The organism is Comamonas sp. UBA7528, assembly GCF_002479375.1.
In the GTDB taxonomy this organism is placed as follows: Bacteria; Pseudomonadota; Gammaproteobacteria; order Burkholderiales; family Burkholderiaceae_C; genus Comamonas.
The window spans coordinates 308300-327967 of sequence record NZ_DLMU01000010.1 but is presented as its reverse complement, the minus strand read 5'-3'; the positions used below and the strand labels follow the sequence as shown (position 1 = coordinate 327967).

General features: G+C 65.0%; 16 protein-coding genes. 13 read left to right on the top strand and 3 right to left on the bottom strand.

Going from position 1 to position 19668, the window contains the following annotated elements:
* The first annotated feature begins 14 nt into the window (after positions 1-14).
* The 4 genes from trpD to B3349_RS14470 all read left to right on the top strand — a co-directional run bounded on the left by trpD (position 15) and on the right by B3349_RS14470 (position 3089).
* Positions 15-1049, top strand: coding sequence for an anthranilate phosphoribosyltransferase (gene trpD / locus B3349_RS14485; RefSeq protein ID WP_291589874.1), 1035 nt, complete (start codon positions 15-17; stop codon positions 1047-1049).
* Positions 1046-1204 carry a hypothetical protein gene (locus tag B3349_RS14480; RefSeq protein ID WP_280011450.1) on the top strand — a complete coding sequence of 53 codons (159 nt, stop codon included), beginning with the start codon at positions 1046-1048 and terminating at the stop codon, positions 1202-1204. Before trpD ends, B3349_RS14480 begins: the two co-directional genes overlap by 4 nt.
* Positions 1205-1360: 156 nt before the next feature.
* The gene (gene trpC / locus B3349_RS14475) at positions 1361-2197 is read left to right on the top strand and encodes an indole-3-glycerol phosphate synthase TrpC (RefSeq protein WP_291589736.1); all 837 of its coding nucleotides are present in this window, start codon (positions 1361-1363) and stop codon (positions 2195-2197) included.
* 172 nt (positions 2198-2369) lie between these two features.
* Positions 2370-3089, top strand: coding sequence for a uracil-DNA glycosylase (locus B3349_RS14470; protein WP_291589735.1), 720 nt, complete (start codon positions 2370-2372; stop codon positions 3087-3089).
* A gap of 124 nt (positions 3090-3213) precedes the next feature.
* Here B3349_RS14470 and B3349_RS14465 read toward each other — a convergent pair whose 3' ends face one another.
* A complete protein-coding gene (locus tag B3349_RS14465) occupies positions 3214-4059 on the bottom strand; it encodes a Wzz/FepE/Etk N-terminal domain-containing protein (protein ID WP_291589733.1) in 846 nt (281 codons plus the stop codon).
* 284 nt (positions 4060-4343) lie between these two features.
* Here B3349_RS14465 and B3349_RS14460 point away from each other — a divergent pair, with 284 nt between their 5' ends.
* From B3349_RS14460 to B3349_RS14435, 6 genes are all read left to right on the top strand, one after another.
* Complete coding sequence (locus tag B3349_RS14460) at positions 4344-5270, top strand: siderophore ABC transporter substrate-binding protein (RefSeq protein ID WP_291589732.1); 927 nt, start codon at positions 4344-4346, stop codon at positions 5268-5270.
* Entirely contained in the window at positions 5254-6285 is a 1032-nt protein-coding gene (locus tag B3349_RS14455) for an ABC transporter permease (protein ID WP_414646903.1), read from the top strand. The genes B3349_RS14460 and B3349_RS14455 overlap by 17 nt, the downstream gene beginning before the upstream one ends.
* A gap of 3 nt (positions 6286-6288) precedes the next feature.
* Positions 6289-7302, top strand: coding sequence for an iron chelate uptake ABC transporter family permease subunit (locus B3349_RS14450; protein ID WP_414646902.1), 1014 nt, complete (start codon positions 6289-6291; stop codon positions 7300-7302).
* Complete coding sequence (locus B3349_RS14445) at positions 7299-8057, top strand: iron ABC transporter ATP-binding protein (protein ID WP_291589730.1); 759 nt, start codon at positions 7299-7301, stop codon at positions 8055-8057. Before B3349_RS14450 ends, B3349_RS14445 begins: the two co-directional genes overlap by 4 nt.
* 317 nt (positions 8058-8374) lie before the next feature.
* Positions 8375-10552, top strand: a complete 2178-nt coding sequence (locus B3349_RS14440; protein ID WP_291589729.1) for a TonB-dependent receptor — start codon at positions 8375-8377, stop codon at positions 10550-10552.
* A gap of 228 nt (positions 10553-10780) precedes the next feature.
* Entirely contained in the window at positions 10781-12349 is a 1569-nt protein-coding gene (locus B3349_RS14435; protein WP_291589727.1) for an enterochelin esterase domain-containing protein, read from the top strand.
* A 120-nt stretch (positions 12350-12469) separates the two neighbouring features.
* Here the strand turns inward: B3349_RS14435 and queA are convergent, their stop codons facing one another.
* On the bottom strand, positions 12470-13558 hold the full coding sequence (queA, locus tag B3349_RS14430; protein WP_291589725.1) for a tRNA preQ1(34) S-adenosylmethionine ribosyltransferase-isomerase QueA: 1089 nt from the start codon (positions 13556-13558) through the stop codon (positions 12470-12472).
* Between the two features lie 217 nt (positions 13559-13775).
* On the opposite strand from queA, the gene B3349_RS14425 reads away from it, so the two are divergent.
* Positions 13776-14957 carry a GGDEF domain-containing protein gene (locus tag B3349_RS14425; protein ID WP_280024761.1) on the top strand — a complete coding sequence of 394 codons (1182 nt, stop codon included), beginning with the start codon at positions 13776-13778 and terminating at the stop codon, positions 14955-14957.
* 57 nt (positions 14958-15014) lie between these two features.
* Here the strand turns inward: B3349_RS14425 and B3349_RS14420 are convergent, their stop codons facing one another.
* Complete coding sequence (locus B3349_RS14420; protein WP_291589722.1) at positions 15015-16268, bottom strand: cyclic di-GMP phosphodiesterase; 1254 nt, start codon at positions 16266-16268, stop codon at positions 15015-15017.
* A 98-nt stretch (positions 16269-16366) separates the two neighbouring features.
* Here B3349_RS14420 and recG point away from each other — a divergent pair, with 98 nt between their 5' ends.
* Positions 16367-18484 carry an ATP-dependent DNA helicase RecG gene (gene recG / locus B3349_RS14415; protein ID WP_291589719.1) on the top strand — a complete coding sequence of 706 codons (2118 nt, stop codon included), beginning with the start codon at positions 16367-16369 and terminating at the stop codon, positions 18482-18484.
* Positions 18485-18633: 149 nt separating this feature from the next.
* The gene (locus B3349_RS14410; RefSeq protein ID WP_192334831.1) at positions 18634-19596 is read left to right on the top strand and encodes a LysR substrate-binding domain-containing protein; all 963 of its coding nucleotides are present in this window, start codon (positions 18634-18636) and stop codon (positions 19594-19596) included.
* Positions 19597-19668: the final 72 nt, after the last annotated feature.

Below are 19668 nucleotides of genomic sequence, written 5' to 3'. Positions count from 1 at the left end.
GGACCATGGCCACCATCAACGCCATCACCCCCCAGGAAGCGCTGCAGCGCACCATCGAACACCGCGAAATCTTCCACGACGAGATGCTGCACCTGATGCGCATGATCATGCGCGGCGAGCTCTCGCCGGTGATGACTGCCGCCATCGTCACCGGTCTGCGCGTGAAGAAGGAAACCATTGGCGAAATTTCCGCCGCAGCGGAGGTGATGCGCGAGTTCTCCAACAAGGTGCAGGTGCACGACAAGTCCCACCTGGTGGACATCGTCGGCACGGGGGGCGACGGCGCCAACACCTTCAACATCTCGACCTGCTCGACCTTTGTGATCGCGGCGGCCGGTGGCAAGGTCAGCAAGCACGGCGGGCGCAGCGTCAGCAGCAAAAGCGGCAGTGCCGATGCCATGGAAGCGCTGGGCATCAACATCAACCTGCAGCCCACGCAGATTGCAGACTGCATCCGCGATGTGGGCATCGGCTTCATGTTCGCACCCAACCACCACCCGGCCATGAAGAATGTGGCTCCGGTGCGCAAGGAACTGGGCGTGCGCACCATCTTCAACATCCTGGGGCCGCTGACCAACCCGGCCGGTGCGCCCAACATCCTGATGGGGGTGTTCCATGAGGATCTGGTAGGCATCCAGGTGCGTGCGCTGCAGCGCCTGGGAGCGGAGCACGCACTGGTGGTCTATGGCCGCGACGGTCTGGACGAAATCAGCCTGGGTGCCGGGACGCTGGTGGGCGAGCTCAAGGACGGTGTGGTGCGCGAATATGAAGTCCACCCCGAAGACTTCGGCCTGCGCATGGCGGGTACGCGTGCACTGAAGGTCGAGAATCCCGAGGAATCCAAGGCCATGCTGCTGGGGGTATTGCAAGGCGACCAGGGGCCGGCGCGTGACATCGTCTGCCTGAATGCTGGTGCTGCCTTGTACGCGGCCAATGTGGCCAACAGCATCGAGGACGGCCTGCTGCGTGCCCAGCAGGCACTGGACAGTGGTGCCGCGCTGCAGAAGCTGCAGCAACTGGTTGCCTACACGGGAAAACTGTCTGCATGAGCCTGCTCGATGCCCCGATCTGGAACGATGCCGGCACGTGGATCGTACTGGGCATTTCGCTGCTGTTCCTGGTGGTCGGGGTGGTGATGCACCGCATCATCTTGCAGATCGCCCGCACGCCGGCGCCTGACAAGCCAGCGCCGCCAGCGGATTGAAGCAGCAGGACCTCCCGGCGTGCTGTTGCATTGCCTGCGCCAGCGCGGCCGCTAGGAGGGCTTATCGATGGTGTGCCGTGGTTGGCGGCAGGCAAGGCGCGACAATCGAATGTATAGAAAGCCCCGCCAGGGGCTGCGACGAACAAGGGAATCCATATGTCCGACATTCTGAAAAAAATCTGCGACGTCAAAGTGCAGGAAGTGGCGGAAGCCAAGCAGCGCATGCCACTCGAGGCCATGCGCCGCGATGCCGAAAGCCGTGTCAGCACACGCGACTTTGTGGGTGCGCTGCGCGCCAAGATCGCAGCCGGCCAGGCCGGTGTGATTGCAGAGATCAAGAAGGCCAGCCCCAGCAAGGGCGTGATCCGTCCGGACTTCGATCCGGCCGATATTGCCCAAAGCTACATGGTGGGCAACAGCAACACCAAGGCCAAGATCCACGGCAACGCCACGGCAGCCTGCCTGTCGGTGCTGACCGACCGCCAGTTTTTCCAGGGCGAGCCTGATTTTCTGAAGCAGGCCCGTGCCAGCACGCTGCTTCCGGTGCTGCGCAAGGACTTCATGGTGGACCCCTACCAGATCTACGAATCGCGGGCCATGGGTGCCGACTGCATTTTGCTGATCGCCGCCTGCCTGGAAGACAGCCAGATGGCCGAGATGGAGCAGATCGCCCGGAGCCTGGACATGGCGGTGCTGGTGGAGGTGCACGATGGCGTGGAGCTGGAGCGGGCGCTCAAGCTCAAGACCGAATTGGTGGGCATCAACAACCGCAATCTGCGCACCTTCGAAGTCAATATCCAGACCACGCTGGACCTGCAAAAGCAGGTGCCGGCCGACCGCCTGTTGGTGACCGAGTCCGGCATCATGACCCGTGACGATGTGAAGACCATGCGCGATGCGGGCATCAACGCCTTCCTGGTGGGTGAAGCCTTCATGCGTGCGGATGAACCAGGCGAAGCGCTGGCAGCCTTGTTTGCCCATTCCAAGAAGTAAGGCCATTGCACGGCACGGCGTCTCTGCACGCAGCGGCACGCTGTGCGGTGTCGGATGGTGTGCAGGGGATGGCTGGTGCACGCGGCCGGGCTGGCAAGTGCAGGGAGCGCGCCAGAATCAGTGCGCTGCACACGCTGGCCATTCGTGTTTTTGAGTAGGAAAGTGGTCTGAAATGTCCGATACAAGTGCTGGAACAGCGACGCAACTGGAAAGCGCCAATCCCAGTGACTGGGCCGTGGCGCCAGGCTGGCAGGCGGCCGTGGATGCGTTCTTCTTCTCGCCCTCCGGCCAGCAGTTGCTGGACTATCTGCAGGAGCGCCTGGATGCGGGGGCGGTGGTGTTTCCACCGCAGCCGCTGCGTGCGCTGGAGTTGACTGCGCCCGAAGATGTGCGGGTGGTCATTCTCGGGCAGGATCCCTACCACGGGAGAGGACAGGCCGAAGGGCTGGCGTTTTCCGTGGCCAGCGGTGTGCGGCTGCCGCCTTCGCTGCAGAACATCTTCAAGGAAATCCAGCGCGACCTGGGGGCGCCGTTTCCACCGTTCCCGCAACCTGGCGGCAGCCTGGTGAAGTGGGCGCAGAACGGTGTGTTGCTGCTCAACACCTGCCTGACCGTGGAAGAAGGCCAGGCCGCCAGCCACAGCAAGCGCGGTTGGGAATTGCTGACCGATGCCATCATCCGCCAGGTGGCCGAGCAGGGGCGGCCCACGGTCTTCATGCTCTGGGGCAGCCATGCCCAGTCCAAGCGCTTCTTGATCCCGCAGGACCGCGGTCACCTGGTGCTGATGAGCAACCACCCCTCACCGCTGTCCGCTTTGCGCCCGCCCGTGCCTTTCATCGGCAACGGGCACTTTGGGCAGGCCAAGCGGTTTCGGGAAACACATGGGTATTGAGACTCGGTTGTGCTGGGCTGGGCTGGGCTTCGGATTTTGGTATGAAGTGCCGGCTGTTCTGACGTTCATTCCATAAAAAAGGCATGCGCAGAGCATGCCTTGGAGGAGGTTGGGAGTCGGGTGTTTATGGCTTCAGGCCCAGCGCTGCACGCAACCGTGCGACTTTTCCCGCTTGCGCGGGATTCTGATTGGCACCGTGCAAAGCATGGCGGATCAGAACGAACAGCAGCAGCAGCATGCCGCCAGCGGCGGAGCAGCCGAGCACAATCAGCGACTTCTGGGGCTTGGCTGGCAGCTCTGTCAGGGTGGGTTGCTGGGCCAGATTCTCTTCGGTCAGGCCTTCCATCTGGGACTCCAGCTTGGAAATGAGTTCTTGCCTTTTGCTGTTCGCTGCCTGCAGCTCGCCATACAGACGGGAAAGCCCTTCGCTGCTGGCGCCGCTTTGCAACTGTTTGAGGGCCGCGGCTTCCAGCGTCTCTGCCGAGGCCAGGCGTGCGCTTTCTGCCTCCAACTGCTGTTGCAGACGTTCCTGCTCTTTCCCGCGAGGTGCGGTATGGGGCAAAAGCTTTTTCCAGATGGTGGCGTTGAGTGCCTGGGCCTTTTCTGGACTGGGACCTTGGGTGGTCAGCGTGACCAAGGGGGCTTCCTGTTTGCCCACAGAGACTTGAATCAACGCTCCCAATTTTTTCAGCCGCTGGGCGCTGCTTGCATCTTGCTCAAACTGCAGATCTTTGGCGACCTGCTCCAGAATATCGGCTGATTGGATATAGCTTGCGATCACCTGCCCGGAGACATTCAGCCCATTTTTGCTGGGCGACAGTATCGAGGTGCTTTCGTAGGTTTTGGGCAGCGAAAAAGCAATGACCAGTCCAACAAGGCCTGCCAGCACAGTACCTGCGATAAGCAGCCGCAGATTTTCGGCAAGCACCACGAGCAGATCCAGAAGATCAATCTCATTATCAGGAGGCATAGAGGTTTCTGGCGACTGCATTAGATATCTGGCATGGCTATGGATAGCCTTTGAATCTAGCATGTTTGTCACAGACTCCACACTGTGGCCCGCCCGACGCACAGTGCATGTGTTTCATTGTGTCGTGCGCGCGGAGAAAACCGCTTCAGGGCTTACCTGGGAAACCTTGCAATGTCCTCGTTAGGAAGTGGTAGCAGTTCTTTCGGAACTTTTACTGAGAATGATTCTCATAAAATGAATTCGATGGGCCTTTGGTCCCCTGAAAGCATCGCAAAGGAATGGATATGCAAGGTTTGTGGACGCGCCGCCAGACGTTGGCGGGCTTGGGTGTGGTGTTGACCCTGTCGTGGTCGGCGGCGCAGGCGGCAAATGTCAAGGTGCAGGACAACACCGGCGAGGTGTCTCTGCCGCTGCAACCCAAGACCGTGCTGGTCTATGACCTGGGCGCGCTGGACATCATCCAGACCCTGGGTGGCGCAGTGCACGGTGTGCCCAACCAGGCGCTGCCGCCATTGCTGGCGGGCTACAAGGACGCCGCCAAGTACCCGCAGATTGGCAGTCTGTTCGAGCCCGATTACGAGAAGATCAAGGCCCTCAAACCCGACCTGATCATTGCCGGCAACCGCACGCTGCCCAAGATCGATGAGCTGAAGAAGTTCGCGCCCGTGCTGGATGTGACGATCGCCGACGGCGACCAGCTGACGCAGATCTACCGCAACATCCGCGCCATCTCTGCCGTGTATGGCGTGCCGCAGAAGGGAGCGGCCGAGATCAAGCAGATCGAGTCCGAAATCGCCGATGTGAAGTCCAAGGCGCAGAAGCAGGGCCCGGCACTGATGCTGATGACCAATGGCGGCAAGATGAGCGTGTACGGCCCGGGCTCGCGCTTTGACATGCTGTACACGGTGTTTGGCGTGCAGCCCATCAAGGACAAGATCGAGGTCTCCAAGCATGGCCAGGCCGTGTCCTTCGAGTACCTGCTCAAGACCAACCCCGACTGGATGCTGGTGCTGGACCGCGACGCGGCCATCAGCCGCGAAGGCGCTTCGGCCCAGAAGCTGCTGGACAACAAGCTGGTGCATGCCACCAAGGCCTGGCGCAACCAGCACATCGTCTACCTGAACGCAGCGAACTGGTATCTGCTGTCCAACGCCGGACCGGGCGCACTCAGGGAGAACCTGAAGCAGCTGTCCGATGCTTTCGGCAAGTAAGGCCCCCAGCACCCGTCCATCACCGCCACCCGCGTCCGGATGGGCCGGGAGCAGTGCCAAGGTCATCGCCGCCGCCGTTGCCCTGATGGCGCTGGCCATGGCCAGCTTGGCCGTGGGCGTCAGCGATGTGTCGTGGAATACGCTGTGGAGCCGCAGCGAGGACGATCTGGTGGCCCAGGTGCTGATGTACTCGCGCGTGCCGCGCACGCTGGCCCTGGTGCTGGCCGGTTCGGCCATGGCGGTGGCCGGCTTGCTGATGCAGATGCTGGCACGCAACCATTTTGTGGAGCCATCCACCGTGGGCACGGTGGAGTCGGCCACGCTGGGCATGCTGGTGTGCATTCTGTGGGCGCCGGACTGGCCGGTGATGGCCAAGATGGGTGTGGCGGCGCTGTTTGCGCTGGCGGGCACCGGCCTGTTCATTGGCGCACTGTCGCGCATCCGCTTGCGCACGGCGTGGATCGTGCCGCTGGTGGGCTTGATTCTGGCAGGCGTGATCGAGGCCGGCACCACCTTCCTGGCCTACCAGCACGACATGATCCAGTCGCTGCGTGCCTGGTCGAACGGCGATTTTTCGGCCGTCGTCGAAGGGCGCTACGAGATGCTCTACCTGTCACTGGCCGTCACCGTGGTGGCCTGCCTGGCGGCGGACCGTTTCACGGTGGCGGGCCTGGGCGAATCCTTTGCCACCAACCTGGGGTTGAACTACAAGGCGCTGGTCTGGCAGGGGCTGATCGTGGTGGCGCTGGTCACGGCCTGCATCGTGGTCACGGTGGGCAGCATTCCCTTTGTGGGGCTGATCGTGCCGAATGTGGTGCGCCTGCTGGTGGGTGACAACGTGCGCCGCAGTGTGCTGTGGGTGGCGGCGGCGGGCGCGGGGCTGACACTGGCTTGCGATCTGGTGGGGCGCCTGGTGATTGCGCCCTATGAAATCCCGGTGGGCACGGTGATGGGCGTGGTGGGCAGTGCGCTGTTCCTGGCCATCCTGCTGCGCCAGCGGAAGCGGGAGGGCTGAAGCATGCCGACCTTGAATCCTGCTGCCGTGGCGGATGCCAAGCCCGCGCGTGTGGCACCGGTGCGCTGGCAGCGCCCGGGTGCGCGGCTGGGGCTGCTGGCCGTGCTGGCGCTGGTGGCCATGACCGCGTTCATGACCGTGGGCGTGGAGGCCGACTGGGCCTTTGTGCTGCAGCACCGTGGTACCAAGCTGGCGGCCATGGTGGTGGTGGCCTGTGCGCTGGGCATGTCCACCGTGGTGTTCCAGACCGTGACGCACAACACCATCCTGACGCCGGCGGTGATGGGGCTGGATGCGCTCTACCAGTTGCTGCAGGCGGTGCTGGTGCTGTTGCTGGGATCCGTGGGCGTGGTGGCACTGGGCATGGTGCCCAAGTTCGGGCTGGAGATTGTCTGCATGGTGGTGCTCAGCGTGCTGCTGGTGCGCTGGCTGTTTGCGGGCCCGGCCAGCAGTCTGCACCTGATGCTGCTGGTGGGCATGGTGGCGGGCATCCTGTTTCGCAGCCTGACCAGCTTTGCCATGCGCATGATCGATCCCAACGAGTTCGCCTCGCTGCAGGACCGCATGTTCGCCAATTTCAACACCATCCAGACGCCGCTGCTGCTGCCTGCCGGCATCCTGCTGCTGCTGGGCGGTGGATTCTTCTGGCGCCGCCGCCATGTGCTGGATGTGCTGGCGCTGGGGCGGGATGCCGCCATCAACCTGGGGCTGGACTATCGCCGCCAGGTGCTGCAACTGCTGCTGGTGGTCTGCACCATGGTGGCGGTATCGACCGCGCTGGTGGGGCCGGTGACCTTCTTCGGCCTGCTGGTGGCCAATATGGCCTACCAGTGGATGGGGACGCGCCGCCACGCCTGGGTGTTGCCGGCCGTGCTGCTGTGGGGAACGGTCCTGCTGCTGGGCGGCCAGGTGGTGCTGGAGCGGGTGCTGGGCTTCAATTCTGCGCTGTCGGTGGTGGTGGAATTCGTCGGTGGACTGGTGTTTATTGCGCTGCTGATGCGCAGGGGAAAGCAATGATCGAGACGCGCGACATCGTCAAGCGCCATGGCAGCACCACCGTGCTGCACGGTGTGACGGTGCAGATTCCGGAGCGGCAGTTCACGGCCATCATCGGCCCCAATGGGGCAGGCAAGAGCACGCTGCTGTCGCTGGTCAGTCGCCTGATGCCGATCAGCAGCGGCAGCGCCAGCGTGGCCGGGCTGGATGTGGCCTCCACGGCCAGCGATGCGCTGGCCCGTGTGATGGCCATCCTGCGCCAGGACAACCAGAGCACGCTGCGCCTGACGGTGCGCGACCTGGTGGGTTTTGGCCGCTTTCCGCACAGCAAGGGGCGCATGACGCCTGAGGACCTGCGCCATGTGGACGAAGCACTGGAGTACCTGCACCTGCAGGACCTGGCCGAGCGCTTTCTGGACGAGCTTTCTGGCGGCCAGCGCCAGCGCGCTTACATCGCCATGGTGCTGTGCCAGGACACCCCCTACATCCTGCTGGACGAGCCGCTGAACAACCTGGACATGGCACATGCCGTGACCATGATGAAGCTGCTGCGCCGCATGGTGGACGAGCGCGGCAAGACCGTGGTCGTGGTGTTGCACGACATCAACTTTGCCAGTTGCTATGCCGATCACATCGTGGCCATGAAAGACGGCCGGCTGGCTTATATCGGCACGCCCGCCACCGTGGTGCGCAACGAGGTGCTGAGCCAGCTTTACGGCATTCCCGTCTCGGTGCACGAGATCCAGGGCCAGCGCTTGTGCCACTACTTTGCGTGATGGAGGCACCATCGGGGAGGGCTGCCCGGCTGCGCCTGTGTAGCCAGTGTGTCTGCGATTGGTAGCGATGCTGGCACGGTGGCTGCCGCCAGCAGCCATGCCGGTGCTTGTGTTTTGGTAGCGGGCGCGGCCGGTTTCAAGCCGCTCACCACCGGCAGGGATGCATAGCGGGGAAAGCGCTGCACGATGGCCTTGTCGGCGCAAGACTGCGTGCGCCTCTCAAGTTTGGGTCAGGATGTACGCACCGATACAAAACGTGAGTGATAATAATTCTCATTAAAAATCACTCCATGGCCCGTGCGGGCCTTTTTTTGTTCATGTCTCCTTCGCATCGCACCCTGTTCCCCGCTGCGCGCCGCGGCTTGCTGTCTCCCCATGTCCTGGCCTTGGCCGGTGTGCTGGGCCTGAGTGCCTCCGTCGCACGGGCCCAGGAAGAATCCACCGCCACGCTCAAGGAAGTCACCGTGCGTTCGGCACAGGATGTGCAGGCGCTGCCGGCCCCGGCGGCGGGGGGCCAGGTGGCCAAGGGCGCCGGCCTGGGTGTGCTGGGCAACCGCGATGTGATGGATGCGCCCTTCAACATTACCAGCTATACCCAGCAGGTGATGGCCGACCAGCAGAGCGCCACGGTGGCGGCCGTGCTGGAAAACGACCCTTCGGTGCGCTTCACCACCAATGCCGGTCACGCCTACGAAAACTACACCATCCGCGGGCTGGAGGTGAATTCCAGCGATGTGTCCCTCAACGGTCTGTACGGGATGGCGCCCGACGGGCACATTCCCACCGAAATGCTGGAGCGTGTGGAGGTCCTCAAGGGCCCGGGCGCGTTGCTCAACGGCATGGCGCCGGGGGGCGCCGTGGGCGGTGTCGTGAACGTGGTGACCAAGCGTCCCACGGCCGATGACCGCACGCAGCTGACCACCTCATTCGCCACGGGATCGCAGTTCGGCGTCCACGCCGACGTGTCCAGACGCTTTGGGGAAGAACGCCGACTGGGCATCCGTGTCAACGGTAGCATGGCCAGCGGCGAGACCGATGTCGACGACCAGAAGCGCCGCAAGCGCCTGGGTGCGCTGGCGATGGACTACCAGGGCGATCGCTGGACGCTGGGGCTGGACGCCTACAGCTACCGCTCCACCATCGCCAATGGCAGCCCGCTGATGGTGGGTTTTGCCACAGTGGGCCATATGGTGTCCGCGCCGGATGCCACGCTGAACCAGTTCCGTGGCATGCAGGCGGAACAGCAAAGTGATGGCGTGATGCTGCGCGGTACGGCCGAGCTGAACGACGCGTGGAGCGTGTACGGCAGCCTGGGCTGGGCCGAGCACGAATACACCGGCATGCTCAACGGCACGCGCGGCATTCTGCAAAAAGACGGCCACACGCTGAACACCCAGACCTATAACCAGTATGGCTACACCAAGAACCTCACAGGGGATGTAGGCGTGCGCGGCAAGTTCCGTACCGGCGCGGTGGCGCATGAACTGGTGCTGTCCATGAACCAGCTGCGCCAGGAAGGCGGGCGTGGCCTGAATGCCAAGGGCGGCGTGCCGTCGGCCAGCTATGTGAGCGATCTGTACGCGCCCAGCGACAAGGTGGTGTTCAGCAGCGATGCCACCGCCTACAAGCAGGAAAAGGACAACGTCATCACCAGCTACGCCGTGGCCGACACGCTGAGCATGCTCGATGGCAAACTGGCCGTCACTGTCGGCCTGCGTCTGCAGCAGGTGGAGCAGAAGATGGCCGGCTACGACGCCCATGCCAGCACGCCCATGCTGGGCATTGTGGCCAAGCCCTGGGGGGAGCATCTGTCGCTGTATGCCAACTACATCGAAGGCCTGAGCGCAGGCACCACCGTGGCGGCCGGGTACGCGAATGCCGGCGAGACCCTCAAGCCCTACCAGACCCAGCAGATGGAGGCCGGGGTCAAATGGCAGAACGCCGGGCTGACACACACCTTCTCGCTGTTCCAGATCAGCAAGCCCTCCGCCATTTCGGTCACCCGGGCGGGGGATACGCTGCCCACGCTGGTGGATGATGGCGAGCAGCGCAACCGCGGGGCGGAGTGGACCGTGTCGGGCAAGCTCGCATCCGCCTGGACGCTGCTGGGCGGCGTGGCCTACACCCAGGCCAAGCAGACTAAGACCCAGGGCGGCAGCAAGAACGGGCTGGACATGTATGGCGTGCCACGCTGGACGGCCAACCTGGGCGCCGACTACGCCGTGGCCGCCGTGCCGGGGCTGGCGGTCAGCGGTCGCATGGTCTACACCGGTACGCAGTGGGTCAATTCCAGCAACACCATCCAGGCGCCCAGCTGGACGCGTTTTGACGCCGGGGTGCGCTATGCCACCCGCATGGCCGGCAAGCCCGTCACCCTGCGTGCCAACCTGCAGAATCTGTTTGACCGCAAATACTGGGCAGGTGCATTTGCCGACAACTTCATGACCGTGGGCGCACCGCGCACGCTGCGGCTGTCGGCCACGGTGGACTTCTGAACCGGATACTGCGCCGCGTGCATCCCACCGGCGCATTGCAATGACCGCAGCCCCGGTGCGCATACGCAGCGCAGGCGCTGTGGTGTATGAGCGCGCTACGCCGAGGGCACCGAAGCAGACATGACCTTGAAAAGAATTTTGCAGAAATCAACCCCCTTCGCCATGGCCGGCGTCCTGTGCGCGCTGCTAGCCGGCGCGGCGGGCGCGCAAGAAAGCGCCACGGAGCCAATGCTGAAAAAAACGGAGCAGACCGCCGTCGCCGCCACAGGGCAGCGGCTGCCGCTGGCCGTGCCCGCCGGGCAGGTGGTGCAGTTGCGCATCACCGGGGAGAACGTGCATGTCGATCTGCGCGATGCCCAGGGTCGGCATCTGCGCCGCCTGGCCGAGAACGGCCGGGGCGTGCAGACAGCCATGTGGCGCACGCAGGGCGCGCAGCATGAACGGCTGTGGGCCACGCCCGCGCAGGCCGGCCTGCCGGCCACGGCGGGCCTGCAGGTGCTGCAGACCTGGGCCAGCGACGGGCCCGCGCCCCTGCCTGCCGCAGACACGCCGATGGGCCCGCAGTTGCAGGCTCTGCAGCAGGCGGTGGCCAGCGGCGCTGGCACCGAGGCGTTCTGGCAGACCGTGCAGCAGCAGGGCGCGCCGCTGGTGGAGCCGTGGCAGGACGGGCAGCTGCTGGTGACCTTTGTGTGGCGCGACCGGGGCAACACCAATGTGCGCCTGTTCGGCAGCCCCAGCGGCGACCACAACCCGCTGCAGAAGCTGGCCGGCAGCGATGTCTGGTGGACCAGCGTGGTGATGGATCCGCGCGCGCGCCTGAGCTATGGGCTGGCGCCGGATGTGCCGCAGATTGCCGATGCGCGGCAGCAGCGGCGCATGATCCTGGCCACGCTGCAGCGCGATCCGCTGAACCCGGCGGTCTTTCCCACCGCCCCGTGGGGTGGGCTGGACGACATCCACCAGGGGCGCTCGGTGCTGAGCCTGCCGCAGGCGCCTGCCCAGCCCTGGGTGGCCGCACGTGCCGGGGTGCCGCGCGGCACGCTGACACGCCATGTGGTGCACAGCGCCATCCTGGGCAACGACCGCGATGTCTGGACCTATGTGCCTGCGGGCGCGGGCGCGCAGAGTGTGCAGGGGCTGCTGGTGCTGTTCGACGCCCATGCCTATGTGCACGACGTGGCCACGCCGCGCATCTTGGACAACCTGGTGGCCGATGGCCTGCTGCCGCCGGTGGCGGCGGTGATCGTGGGCAATGCCAGTCCCGAGGCACGGGGGGACGAGTTGCCGCCCAACCCGCAATTCGCCCGTTTCATGGCCGAGGAACTGATGCCCTGGGTGCAGGCCCAGGGCCTGGGGCAGATGGCGCGCCGCACCGTGGTGGCGGGCAGCAGCTATGGGGGACTGGTGTCCAGCTACCTGGGGCTGGCGCACCCGGAGCTGTTTGGCAATGTGCTGAGCATGTCAGGCTCCTACTGGTGGGCGCCTGAGGGCGAAGCGCCGGGCTGGATGCAGCGGGCCTGGCGGGCGCTGCCCGCACCCATGCCGAACGTGCGCTTTTACATCGATGCAGGCACGTTCGAAAGCGGCCGGGGCGCGCGCGACGGTATTCTGGAAACCACAGCCGAGCTGGGCGACGTGCTGCGCGCACGCGGTCTGTGGGTGATGCAGCGCCGCTTCGTCAGCGGCCACGACTATGTGCAGTGGCAGGCATCGCTGGGCTGCGGCTTGGTGGCGTTGCTGGCCCCCCAGCATATGCCGCTGTCGCGCGTGCAGGGCTGCAAGGGCGTGCCGCAGTAGGCACGGCCGTGTCTCCGTCTCCTGGAGCCCCCGTTCCGGGCAGTTTGCCTGCAGCGGGGGGCATGCAGGGCGACAAGGGGGTCTTGAAGCCCTGGGTTGATCGGCAAGCGCCGCAGCGGCTCAGCGCTTGCGCTCCAGCAACATCGAATCGCCGTAGCTGAAGAAGCGGTACTCGTTCTGCACCGCATGCTGGTACAGCTCCATCACGTGCTTGTAGCCGGCCAAGGCGCTGACCAGCATCATCAGCGTGCTCTTGGGCAGGTGGAAGTTGGTGATCAGGCAGTCCACCACGCGGAACTCGAAGCCCGGGGTGATGAAGATGTTGGTGTCGCCGCTGATCTGTCCGGTGCGCGCCCAGGATTCCAGCGTGCGCACGCTGGTGGTGCCCACGGCGATGATGCGGCCGCGGCGCTGGCGGCAGCGCTCCAGCGCCGCCAGCGTGCCCAGCGGAATGTTGTACCACTCGCTGTGCATCTGGTGTTCGGCGAGGTTCTCCACCTTCACCGGCTGGAAGGTGCCGGCGCCCACGTGCAGCGTGACCGAGGCGGTCTCCACGCCGCGCTCCTTCAGCGCGTCCAGCACGCCCTGGTCGAAGTGCAGGGCCGCCGTGGGCGCTGCGACGGCGCCGGGATGGCTGGCGAACACGGTCTGGTAGCGCTCGGTGTCCTCGGCTTCGTCCGGGTCTTCGTCGCTGTTCTGGTTGCGGGCGATGTAAGGCGGCAGCGGCAGGTGGCCGAACTGCTCCATCAGCTCCCAGGGGGTGGCGTTGTGGGCGCCCTGCAGCCCAAAGCGGAACAGCGGGCCGCTTTCATCGGGCCAGCGGCCCAGCAGCGTGGCATCGAAGCCGCCCTTGCCCAGACCGCCGTGCAGATGGATCTTGGCGCCAGGCAGCGGCTTTTTGCTGACCTTCATATGGGCCACGACCTCGTTGCCTTCCAGCACACGCTCGATCAGCAGCTCCAGCTTGCCGCCGCTGGCTTTCTCGCCGAACACGCGGGCCTTGACCACCTTGGTGTCGTTGAAGACCAGCAGATCGCCTTCGTGCAGCAGATCGGGCAGCTCTTTGAACACGCGGTCCACCGGAGGGCTCTGGCGGCCGTCCAGCAGGCGCGAGGCGCTGCGTTCGGCGGCAGGGTGTTGGGCAATCAGATGCTCGGGCAGAGCAAAGTCGAAATCACTGAGGGTGTGCGGGCGGGGACTGAAAGACATGCGTGTTCTTGAGGGCCTGACAAGCCCGTTCCAAGGTCGAAACCGAAAAACGAATTGTCGCAAATCCAGGCGACGGGGCGCAAAAGCATACGGGTAATTCCCCTGATCGCTTCGCATATGTCCCCGGGGCGCATGGGAATGTTTGCGCCGTATCAGTACACGTACAAAGCGCACGCCCTAGACTGGCCAGTTACTTACTGCAACAAGTGGTGTGGGCATGGACACGACATTTGTCTGGGACGACAACTTCATTACCGATCTGGAAGGCGTGGATGGGCAACACCATGCGCTGGTGGATCTGTTCAACGAATTGAGCGGTGCGCTGTTTCGCCAGGGGCAGGGCCAGGACAACGACGCCCTGCTGGAAGACATCTACCGCCGTCTGCTGGCCTATACCGAATACCACTTTGCCGAAGAAGAAGAGCTGATGCAGCAGCACGGCCTGGACGAACGCCACATGCAGCCGCACCGCCATCTGCACCAGCAGTTTGTGGAGCAGGTGGCGTTGCTGTGGCGCCAGCGCAAGAGCATGGCCGACCCGGGCACCACGCTGGTGGGTTTTCTGACCTCGTGGCTGGGCCTGCACATCCTGGGCGTGGACCAGTCGATGGCGCGGCAGATCTGCTCCATCCGCGGCGGCCTGTCGCCGGCCCAGGCCTTCGACCAGGAGCGCCGCAACAACGACAACGGCACCCAGGCGCTGCTGAAGATGATCGGCAAGCTCTACACCGCGCTGTCGCTGCAGAACATGCAGCTGGCCGAATCCAATCTGCTGCTGGAAGAACGTGTGGCCGAACGCACCCAGGAGCTGGCCCAGGCCAATGTGCGGCTGGAAGCCATGTCGCGCACCGATGGCCTGCTGCAGATTGCCAACCGCGCCTACTTTGAGGAACGCCTGGTGCAGGCCTGTGCCCAGGCGGGCCGCAGCGGCCGGCCCGTGGGGCTGGTGATGGTCGATGTGGACCATTTCAAGCGCTACAACGACCACCACGGCCACCAGCAGGGCGACCGCTGTCTGCAGGCCGTCGCCCAGGCGCTGCGCACCAGCGTGCACCGCGTCAGCGATGTGGTGGCGCGCTACGGCGGCGAAGAGTTTGCCGTGATCCTGCCGGACACCGACGCCGAAGGCGCGCTGGCCGTGGCCAGGCAGATCGTGCGCAATGTGCGCCTGCTGGAGCTGGCGCACGGCAACTCGCCGGTCTGGCCTTGCGTCACCGTCAGCGCGGGTGCGGCCAGCATGGTGCCGCCCGCCAGCAAGGACGGGCGCTATGGACGCACCCAGCTGGTGGACATGGCCGATGCGGCACTTTACGGCGCCAAATCCCTGGGGCGCAACGGTTGCCAGCTGGCGGCCGCGCCGCAGGTGCCGGCGGAAGACGCCACCCAGCAGCCGGCCTGAAGCCAGCACGCGCCCTCTTGCCGCCGGGCGTCCATCTGCTGCGCGATGACCGTCCTGTCAGGCAGTGGCGGCAGCACCCTTGCGCCACAGCGTTTCCAGGTGGGTGAACGGCCATTCGCCCGGGTCTTCCTGGCAGACGATGCGGTCCTGGCCGGGCTGGGACAGATCAACTAGCTGGGGGCTGAGGTTGCGCTGGCTTTGCGTGCAGTAAAACACCACCACGCGGGGGGCGGTCAGGCTTTTGACCGACGGCTCGCTGACCACGGCCAAGCGTTCGGATTGCAGGCGCACCAGCGATCCCACCGGGTAGATGCCCACGGTTTTGACAAAGGTTTCGAACAGGCGCTTGTCCAGGTGGGTGCCCGTCCATTCGGCCATGCGGCGCAGCGATTCGGACGGAGGCCAGCCTTTCTTGTAGGGACGGTCGGAGGTGATGGCGTCGTACACATCGCAGATGGCGGTCATGCGTGCCAGCAGGCTGATGTCATCGCCCCCCAGTCCGTCGGGGTAGCCGCCGCCATCCAGCCGCTCGTGGTGGTGCAGGCAGGCGTCCAGCACGGTGGCATCCATGTCGCTGCTGCCGCACAGCAGGTCATAGGCGGCGCGGGGGTGGCCCTTGATGTGCGCAAACTCTGCGTCCGTCAGCCGTCCGGGTTTGTTCAGAATGGCCGGGTCCATGTGGGCCTTGCCCAGGTCGTGCAGCAGGCCGGCCATGCCGGCGCGTCGGACCGCGGCCTCGTCATGACCCAGCTTGCGCGCCAGCGCCACCATCAGACCGCTGACCGCCACCGAGTGCATATAGGTGTAGTTGTCGGCCGTTTTCAGGCGCGCCACGCTCAGCAGCGCATCCGGGCTGCGCAGCACGGAGCCGGTGATTTCGTTGACCAGGTTTTCGGCCATGTCCATGCCGATGGCGCGCCCCATGCGGGCCTCGCTGAACATGTCCAGCATGGCATCGCGCGATTGCTCGCACAGCGCCATGGCCGTGTGCAGTTCCTTGCCCAGGGAGGTCGGTGCCGTGTCGATGGCCGCCAGCGGGCGCAGCTGCGGTTTGGCCGTGGGCGGTGTGCGGTCCGGGTCGGATGTCTGCTGGGGGTCCCAGACCACGCAGGGCACGCCGGGGGCAATGTCCTTGCCGCGGGCCGGATCGATCCAGACCTCCGTGACCTTGCTTTTGCGCAGCCGCTGCAGGTCGGATGCATCGGTCAGCAGGAAGGCACTGCGCCAGAAAGGGTGGGAGATCCAGGGGCCGCACATCTCGTAGATGTACATGCCGGTGGTCAGGTGCTGAACGGAGATGCGCTTGAACATGCGAATGGGGCGGCACTTTGGCGCTGGTCAGGAGTGGTCCATGGTAGCCTGTCCCCCGCTGCTTGTCGCCATCGCCTGCCTGCTGTTTGATTCTGCTCATGCCCGCTTCTGTTCCCGCCAAAAAACCTGCCGCCAGTGCTGCCCAACAGGCCATGCACAAGCTGGGCCTGGTGCGTGACATCGACCTGGCTTTGCATCTGCCGCTGCGTTACGAGGACGAAACCCGCATCATCCCGCTGAAGAACGCGCGCGATGGCGAGACGGTGCAGATCGAAGCCACGGTCATCCAGAGCGAAGTCCAGCTGCGCCCCCGCCGCATGCTCAAGGTCACGGTGGACGACGGCACCGGCACCTGCGTGCTCACCTTCTTCAGCTTCTACCCCTCGCACCAGAAAACCCTGTCGCCGGGGGCGGTGCTGCGCATCCGGGGCGAAGTCAAAGGCGGTTTCTGGGGGCGGCAGATGCTGCACCCGGCCTTCAAGCTGGCCGGTGGCGAGCTGCCCCAGGCGCTGACCCCCATCTACCCGACCACCGCCGGCCTGCCGCAGCCCTATTTGCGCCGTGCCATTGCCAGTGCGCTGCAGCGTGTGCAGCTGCCCGAGACGCTGCCGCCGGGCACGCCACCACCGGTGCTGCCGTATTGGAGCGAAGCGGGGCTGCATGGCCTGCTGGGCTTGCGGGAAGCGCTTTATTTCCTGCACAACCCCACGCCCGATGTGGCGCTGGCCACGCTGGAAGACCATTCCCACCCCGCCTGGCAGCGCCTGAAGGCTGAAGAGCTGCTGGCCCAGCAGCTGTCGCAGTACCAGGCCAAGCGCGAGCGCGCGCGGCTCAGGGCGCCGGCCCTGCGCGTGCCGCAGCCTGCTGCCGGGGAACAGACCTTGGTGGAGCAGTTTCTGGCGGTCCTGCCTTTTGGCCTGACCGGCGCCCAGCAGCGTGTATGCCGCGAAATCGCCGATGACATGGCGCGCACCATGCCCATGCACCGCCTGCTGCAGGGCGACGTGGGCTCGGGCAAGACCGTGGTGGCCGCGCTGTCGGCCATGGTCTGCATTGCCGCAGGCTGGCAGTGCGCGCTGATGGCGCCCACCGAAATCCTGGCCGAACAGCACTTTGGCAAGCTGGTGGGCTGGCTGGAGCCCATTCTGGAGCCGCTGGGCAAAAAAGTGGCCTGGCTGTCCGGGGCGCAGAAAAAAAAGGAGCGTGCTGCCATGCTGGCGCTGGTGGCCAGCGGCGAAGCCGCGCTGGTGGTCGGCACGCATGCGGTGATCCAGGAGCAGGTGCAGTTCCACAACCTGGCGCTGGCCGTGATTGATGAGCAGCACCGCTTTGGTGTGGCCCAGCGCCTGGCATTGCGGCAAAAGCTGGCCCATGCCGGTTTGGAGCCGCACCTGCTGATGATGAGCGCCACGCCCATTCCCCGTACCCTGGCGATGAGCTATTACGCGGATCTGGATGTGTCCGTCATCGACGAGCTGCCACCGGGGCGCACGCCCATCGTGACCAAGGTCATCTCGGACAGCCGCAAGGACGAGGTCATCGCCCGTATCGGCGCCCAGGTGGCTGCCGGGCGGCAGGTCTACTGGGTGTGCCCGCTGATCGAGGAAAGCGAGGCGCTGGACCTGTCCAATGCCACGGCCACCCACACCGATCTGAGCGAAGCCCTGCCCGGCGTGATGGTGGGCCTGCTGCACTCGCGCATGCCCACGGCGGAGAAGAAGGCCGTGATGGAGCTGTTCACGGCCGGCATCATGGGCGTGCTGGTGTCCACCACGGTGATCGAAGTGGGGGTGGACGTGCCCAACGCCAGCCTGATGGTGATCGAACATGCCGAGCGGTTTGGCCTGAGCCAGCTGCACCAGTTGCGCGGCCGTGTGGGGCGGGGCGCCGCGGCTTCGGCCTGCGTGCTGCTGTATGCGGTCAACGACAACGGGCGCTTGTCCGATACGGGCAAGGAGCGGCTGCGCGCCATGGCCGAAACCAACGATGGTTTCGAGATTGCGCGGCGCGACCTGGAAATCCGCGGCCCGGGCGAATTCCTGGGTGCGCGCCAGTCGGGCGCGGCCATGCTGCGCTTTGCCGATCTGGAGCAGGACATTGCGCTGCTGGAATGGGCGCGCGAGCTGGCACCGTCCATGCTGGAGCAGCATCCGCTGCTGGCAGAGATGCATATTTCGCGCTGGCTGGGCGGCAAGGCCGAATACCTCAAGGCGTGAACTTCCGGATCAGCGCACGATATGCGGCCGATATCTGGTGTTCAGCTGACATTTTTCTGAAAAAATCGCTGCACCCTGACTGCGAAACAAGCGAGGGCATGCAAAATGTTGAGTCCCCTCTCCCTGCATAGAAAAGATCCACACACGCCATGACGCTCACAGAACTGAAGTACATCGTTGCGGTTGCCCGAGAAAAGCACTTTGGCCGCGCGGCCGATGCCTGCTATGTGTCGCAGCCCACGCTGTCTGTGGCGATCAAGAAGCTCGAGGACGAACTGGACGTCAAGCTGTTCGAGCGCAGTGCGGGGGAAGTGACGGTGACGCCGCTGGGTGAGGAAATCGTGCGCCAGGCGCAGAGCGTGCTGGAACAGGCGGCGGCGATCAAGGAGATCGCCAAGCGCGGCAAGGACCCGCTGTCCGGCGTGCTGACGCTGGGGGTGATCTACACCATCGGTCCCTATCTGTTGCCCGATCTGGTGCGCAACTCCATCGAGCGCACGCCGCAGATGCCGCTGATGCTGCAGGAGAACTTCACCGTCAAGCTGCTGGAAATGCTGCGCACTGGCGAGATCGACTGCGCCATCGTGGCCGAGCCCTTCCCCGACACCGGCCTGGCCATCGCACCGCTGTACGACGAACCTTTTATGGCCGCCGTGCCCAGCAGCCACCCGCTGGCACAGAAGTCCACCGTCTCCACCATGGACCTGAAGAACGAGACCATGCTGCTGCTGGGTGCAGGCCACTGCTTCCGCGACCATGTGCTCGAGGTCTGTCCCGAGTTCGCCCGTTACGCCAGCAACGCCGAAGGCATTCGCCGCACCTTCGAAGGCTCGTCGCTGGAAACCATCAAGCACATGGTGGCCGCCGGCATGGGCGTGACCCTGGTGCCGCGCCTGTCCGTGCCCAAGGATGCGCTGGACACGCCGCGCCGCCGCAAGTCGGACGAGCCGCACATCCGCTACCTGCCCATCGTCGAGGAAGACGGTGTGCCGCCTCCCAGCCGCCGTGTGGTGCTGGTCTGGCGCCGCAGCTTCACCCGTTACGAAGCCATTGCCGCGCTGCGCAACGCCGTCTATGCCTGCGCGCTTCCGGGCGTCACACGCCTTTCTTGAGCTTTGTCACAGCCGCGCGCATGACAGCGCGCGCGTTGTGCGCTACAGTTTTCGGAACGCCCTACGGGGCTT

Coding starts and splice junctions, on each gene's coding strand:
- B3349_RS14450 (WP_414646902.1), top strand. CDS start 6,289: ATGCCGACCTTGAATCCTGCTGCCGTGGCGGATGCCAAGCCCGCGCGT.
- B3349_RS14470 (WP_291589735.1), top strand. CDS start 2,370: ATGTCCGATACAAGTGCTGGAACAGCGACGCAACTGGAAAGCGCCAAT.
- B3349_RS14445 (WP_291589730.1), top strand. CDS start 7,299: ATGATCGAGACGCGCGACATCGTCAAGCGCCATGGCAGCACCACCGTG.
- B3349_RS14420 (WP_291589722.1), bottom strand. CDS start 16,268: ATGTTCAAGCGCATCTCCGTTCAGCACCTGACCACCGGCATGTACATC.
- B3349_RS14460 (WP_291589732.1), top strand. CDS start 4,344: ATGCAAGGTTTGTGGACGCGCCGCCAGACGTTGGCGGGCTTGGGTGTG.
- queA (WP_291589725.1), bottom strand. CDS start 13,558: ATGTCTTTCAGTCCCCGCCCGCACACCCTCAGTGATTTCGACTTTGCT.
- recG (WP_291589719.1), top strand. CDS start 16,367: ATGCCCGCTTCTGTTCCCGCCAAAAAACCTGCCGCCAGTGCTGCCCAA.
- B3349_RS14435 (WP_291589727.1), top strand. CDS start 10,781: ATGCTGAAAAAAACGGAGCAGACCGCCGTCGCCGCCACAGGGCAGCGG.
- B3349_RS14480 (WP_280011450.1), top strand. CDS start 1,046: ATGAGCCTGCTCGATGCCCCGATCTGGAACGATGCCGGCACGTGGATC.
- B3349_RS14425 (WP_280024761.1), top strand. CDS start 13,776: ATGGACACGACATTTGTCTGGGACGACAACTTCATTACCGATCTGGAA.
- B3349_RS14410 (WP_192334831.1), top strand. CDS start 18,634: ATGACGCTCACAGAACTGAAGTACATCGTTGCGGTTGCCCGAGAAAAG.
- B3349_RS14455 (WP_414646903.1), top strand. CDS start 5,254: ATGCTTTCGGCAAGTAAGGCCCCCAGCACCCGTCCATCACCGCCACCC.
- B3349_RS14465 (WP_291589733.1), bottom strand. CDS start 4,059: ATGCCTCCTGATAATGAGATTGATCTTCTGGATCTGCTCGTGGTGCTT.
- B3349_RS14440 (WP_291589729.1), top strand. CDS start 8,375: ATGTCTCCTTCGCATCGCACCCTGTTCCCCGCTGCGCGCCGCGGCTTG.
- trpC (WP_291589736.1), top strand. CDS start 1,361: ATGTCCGACATTCTGAAAAAAATCTGCGACGTCAAAGTGCAGGAAGTG.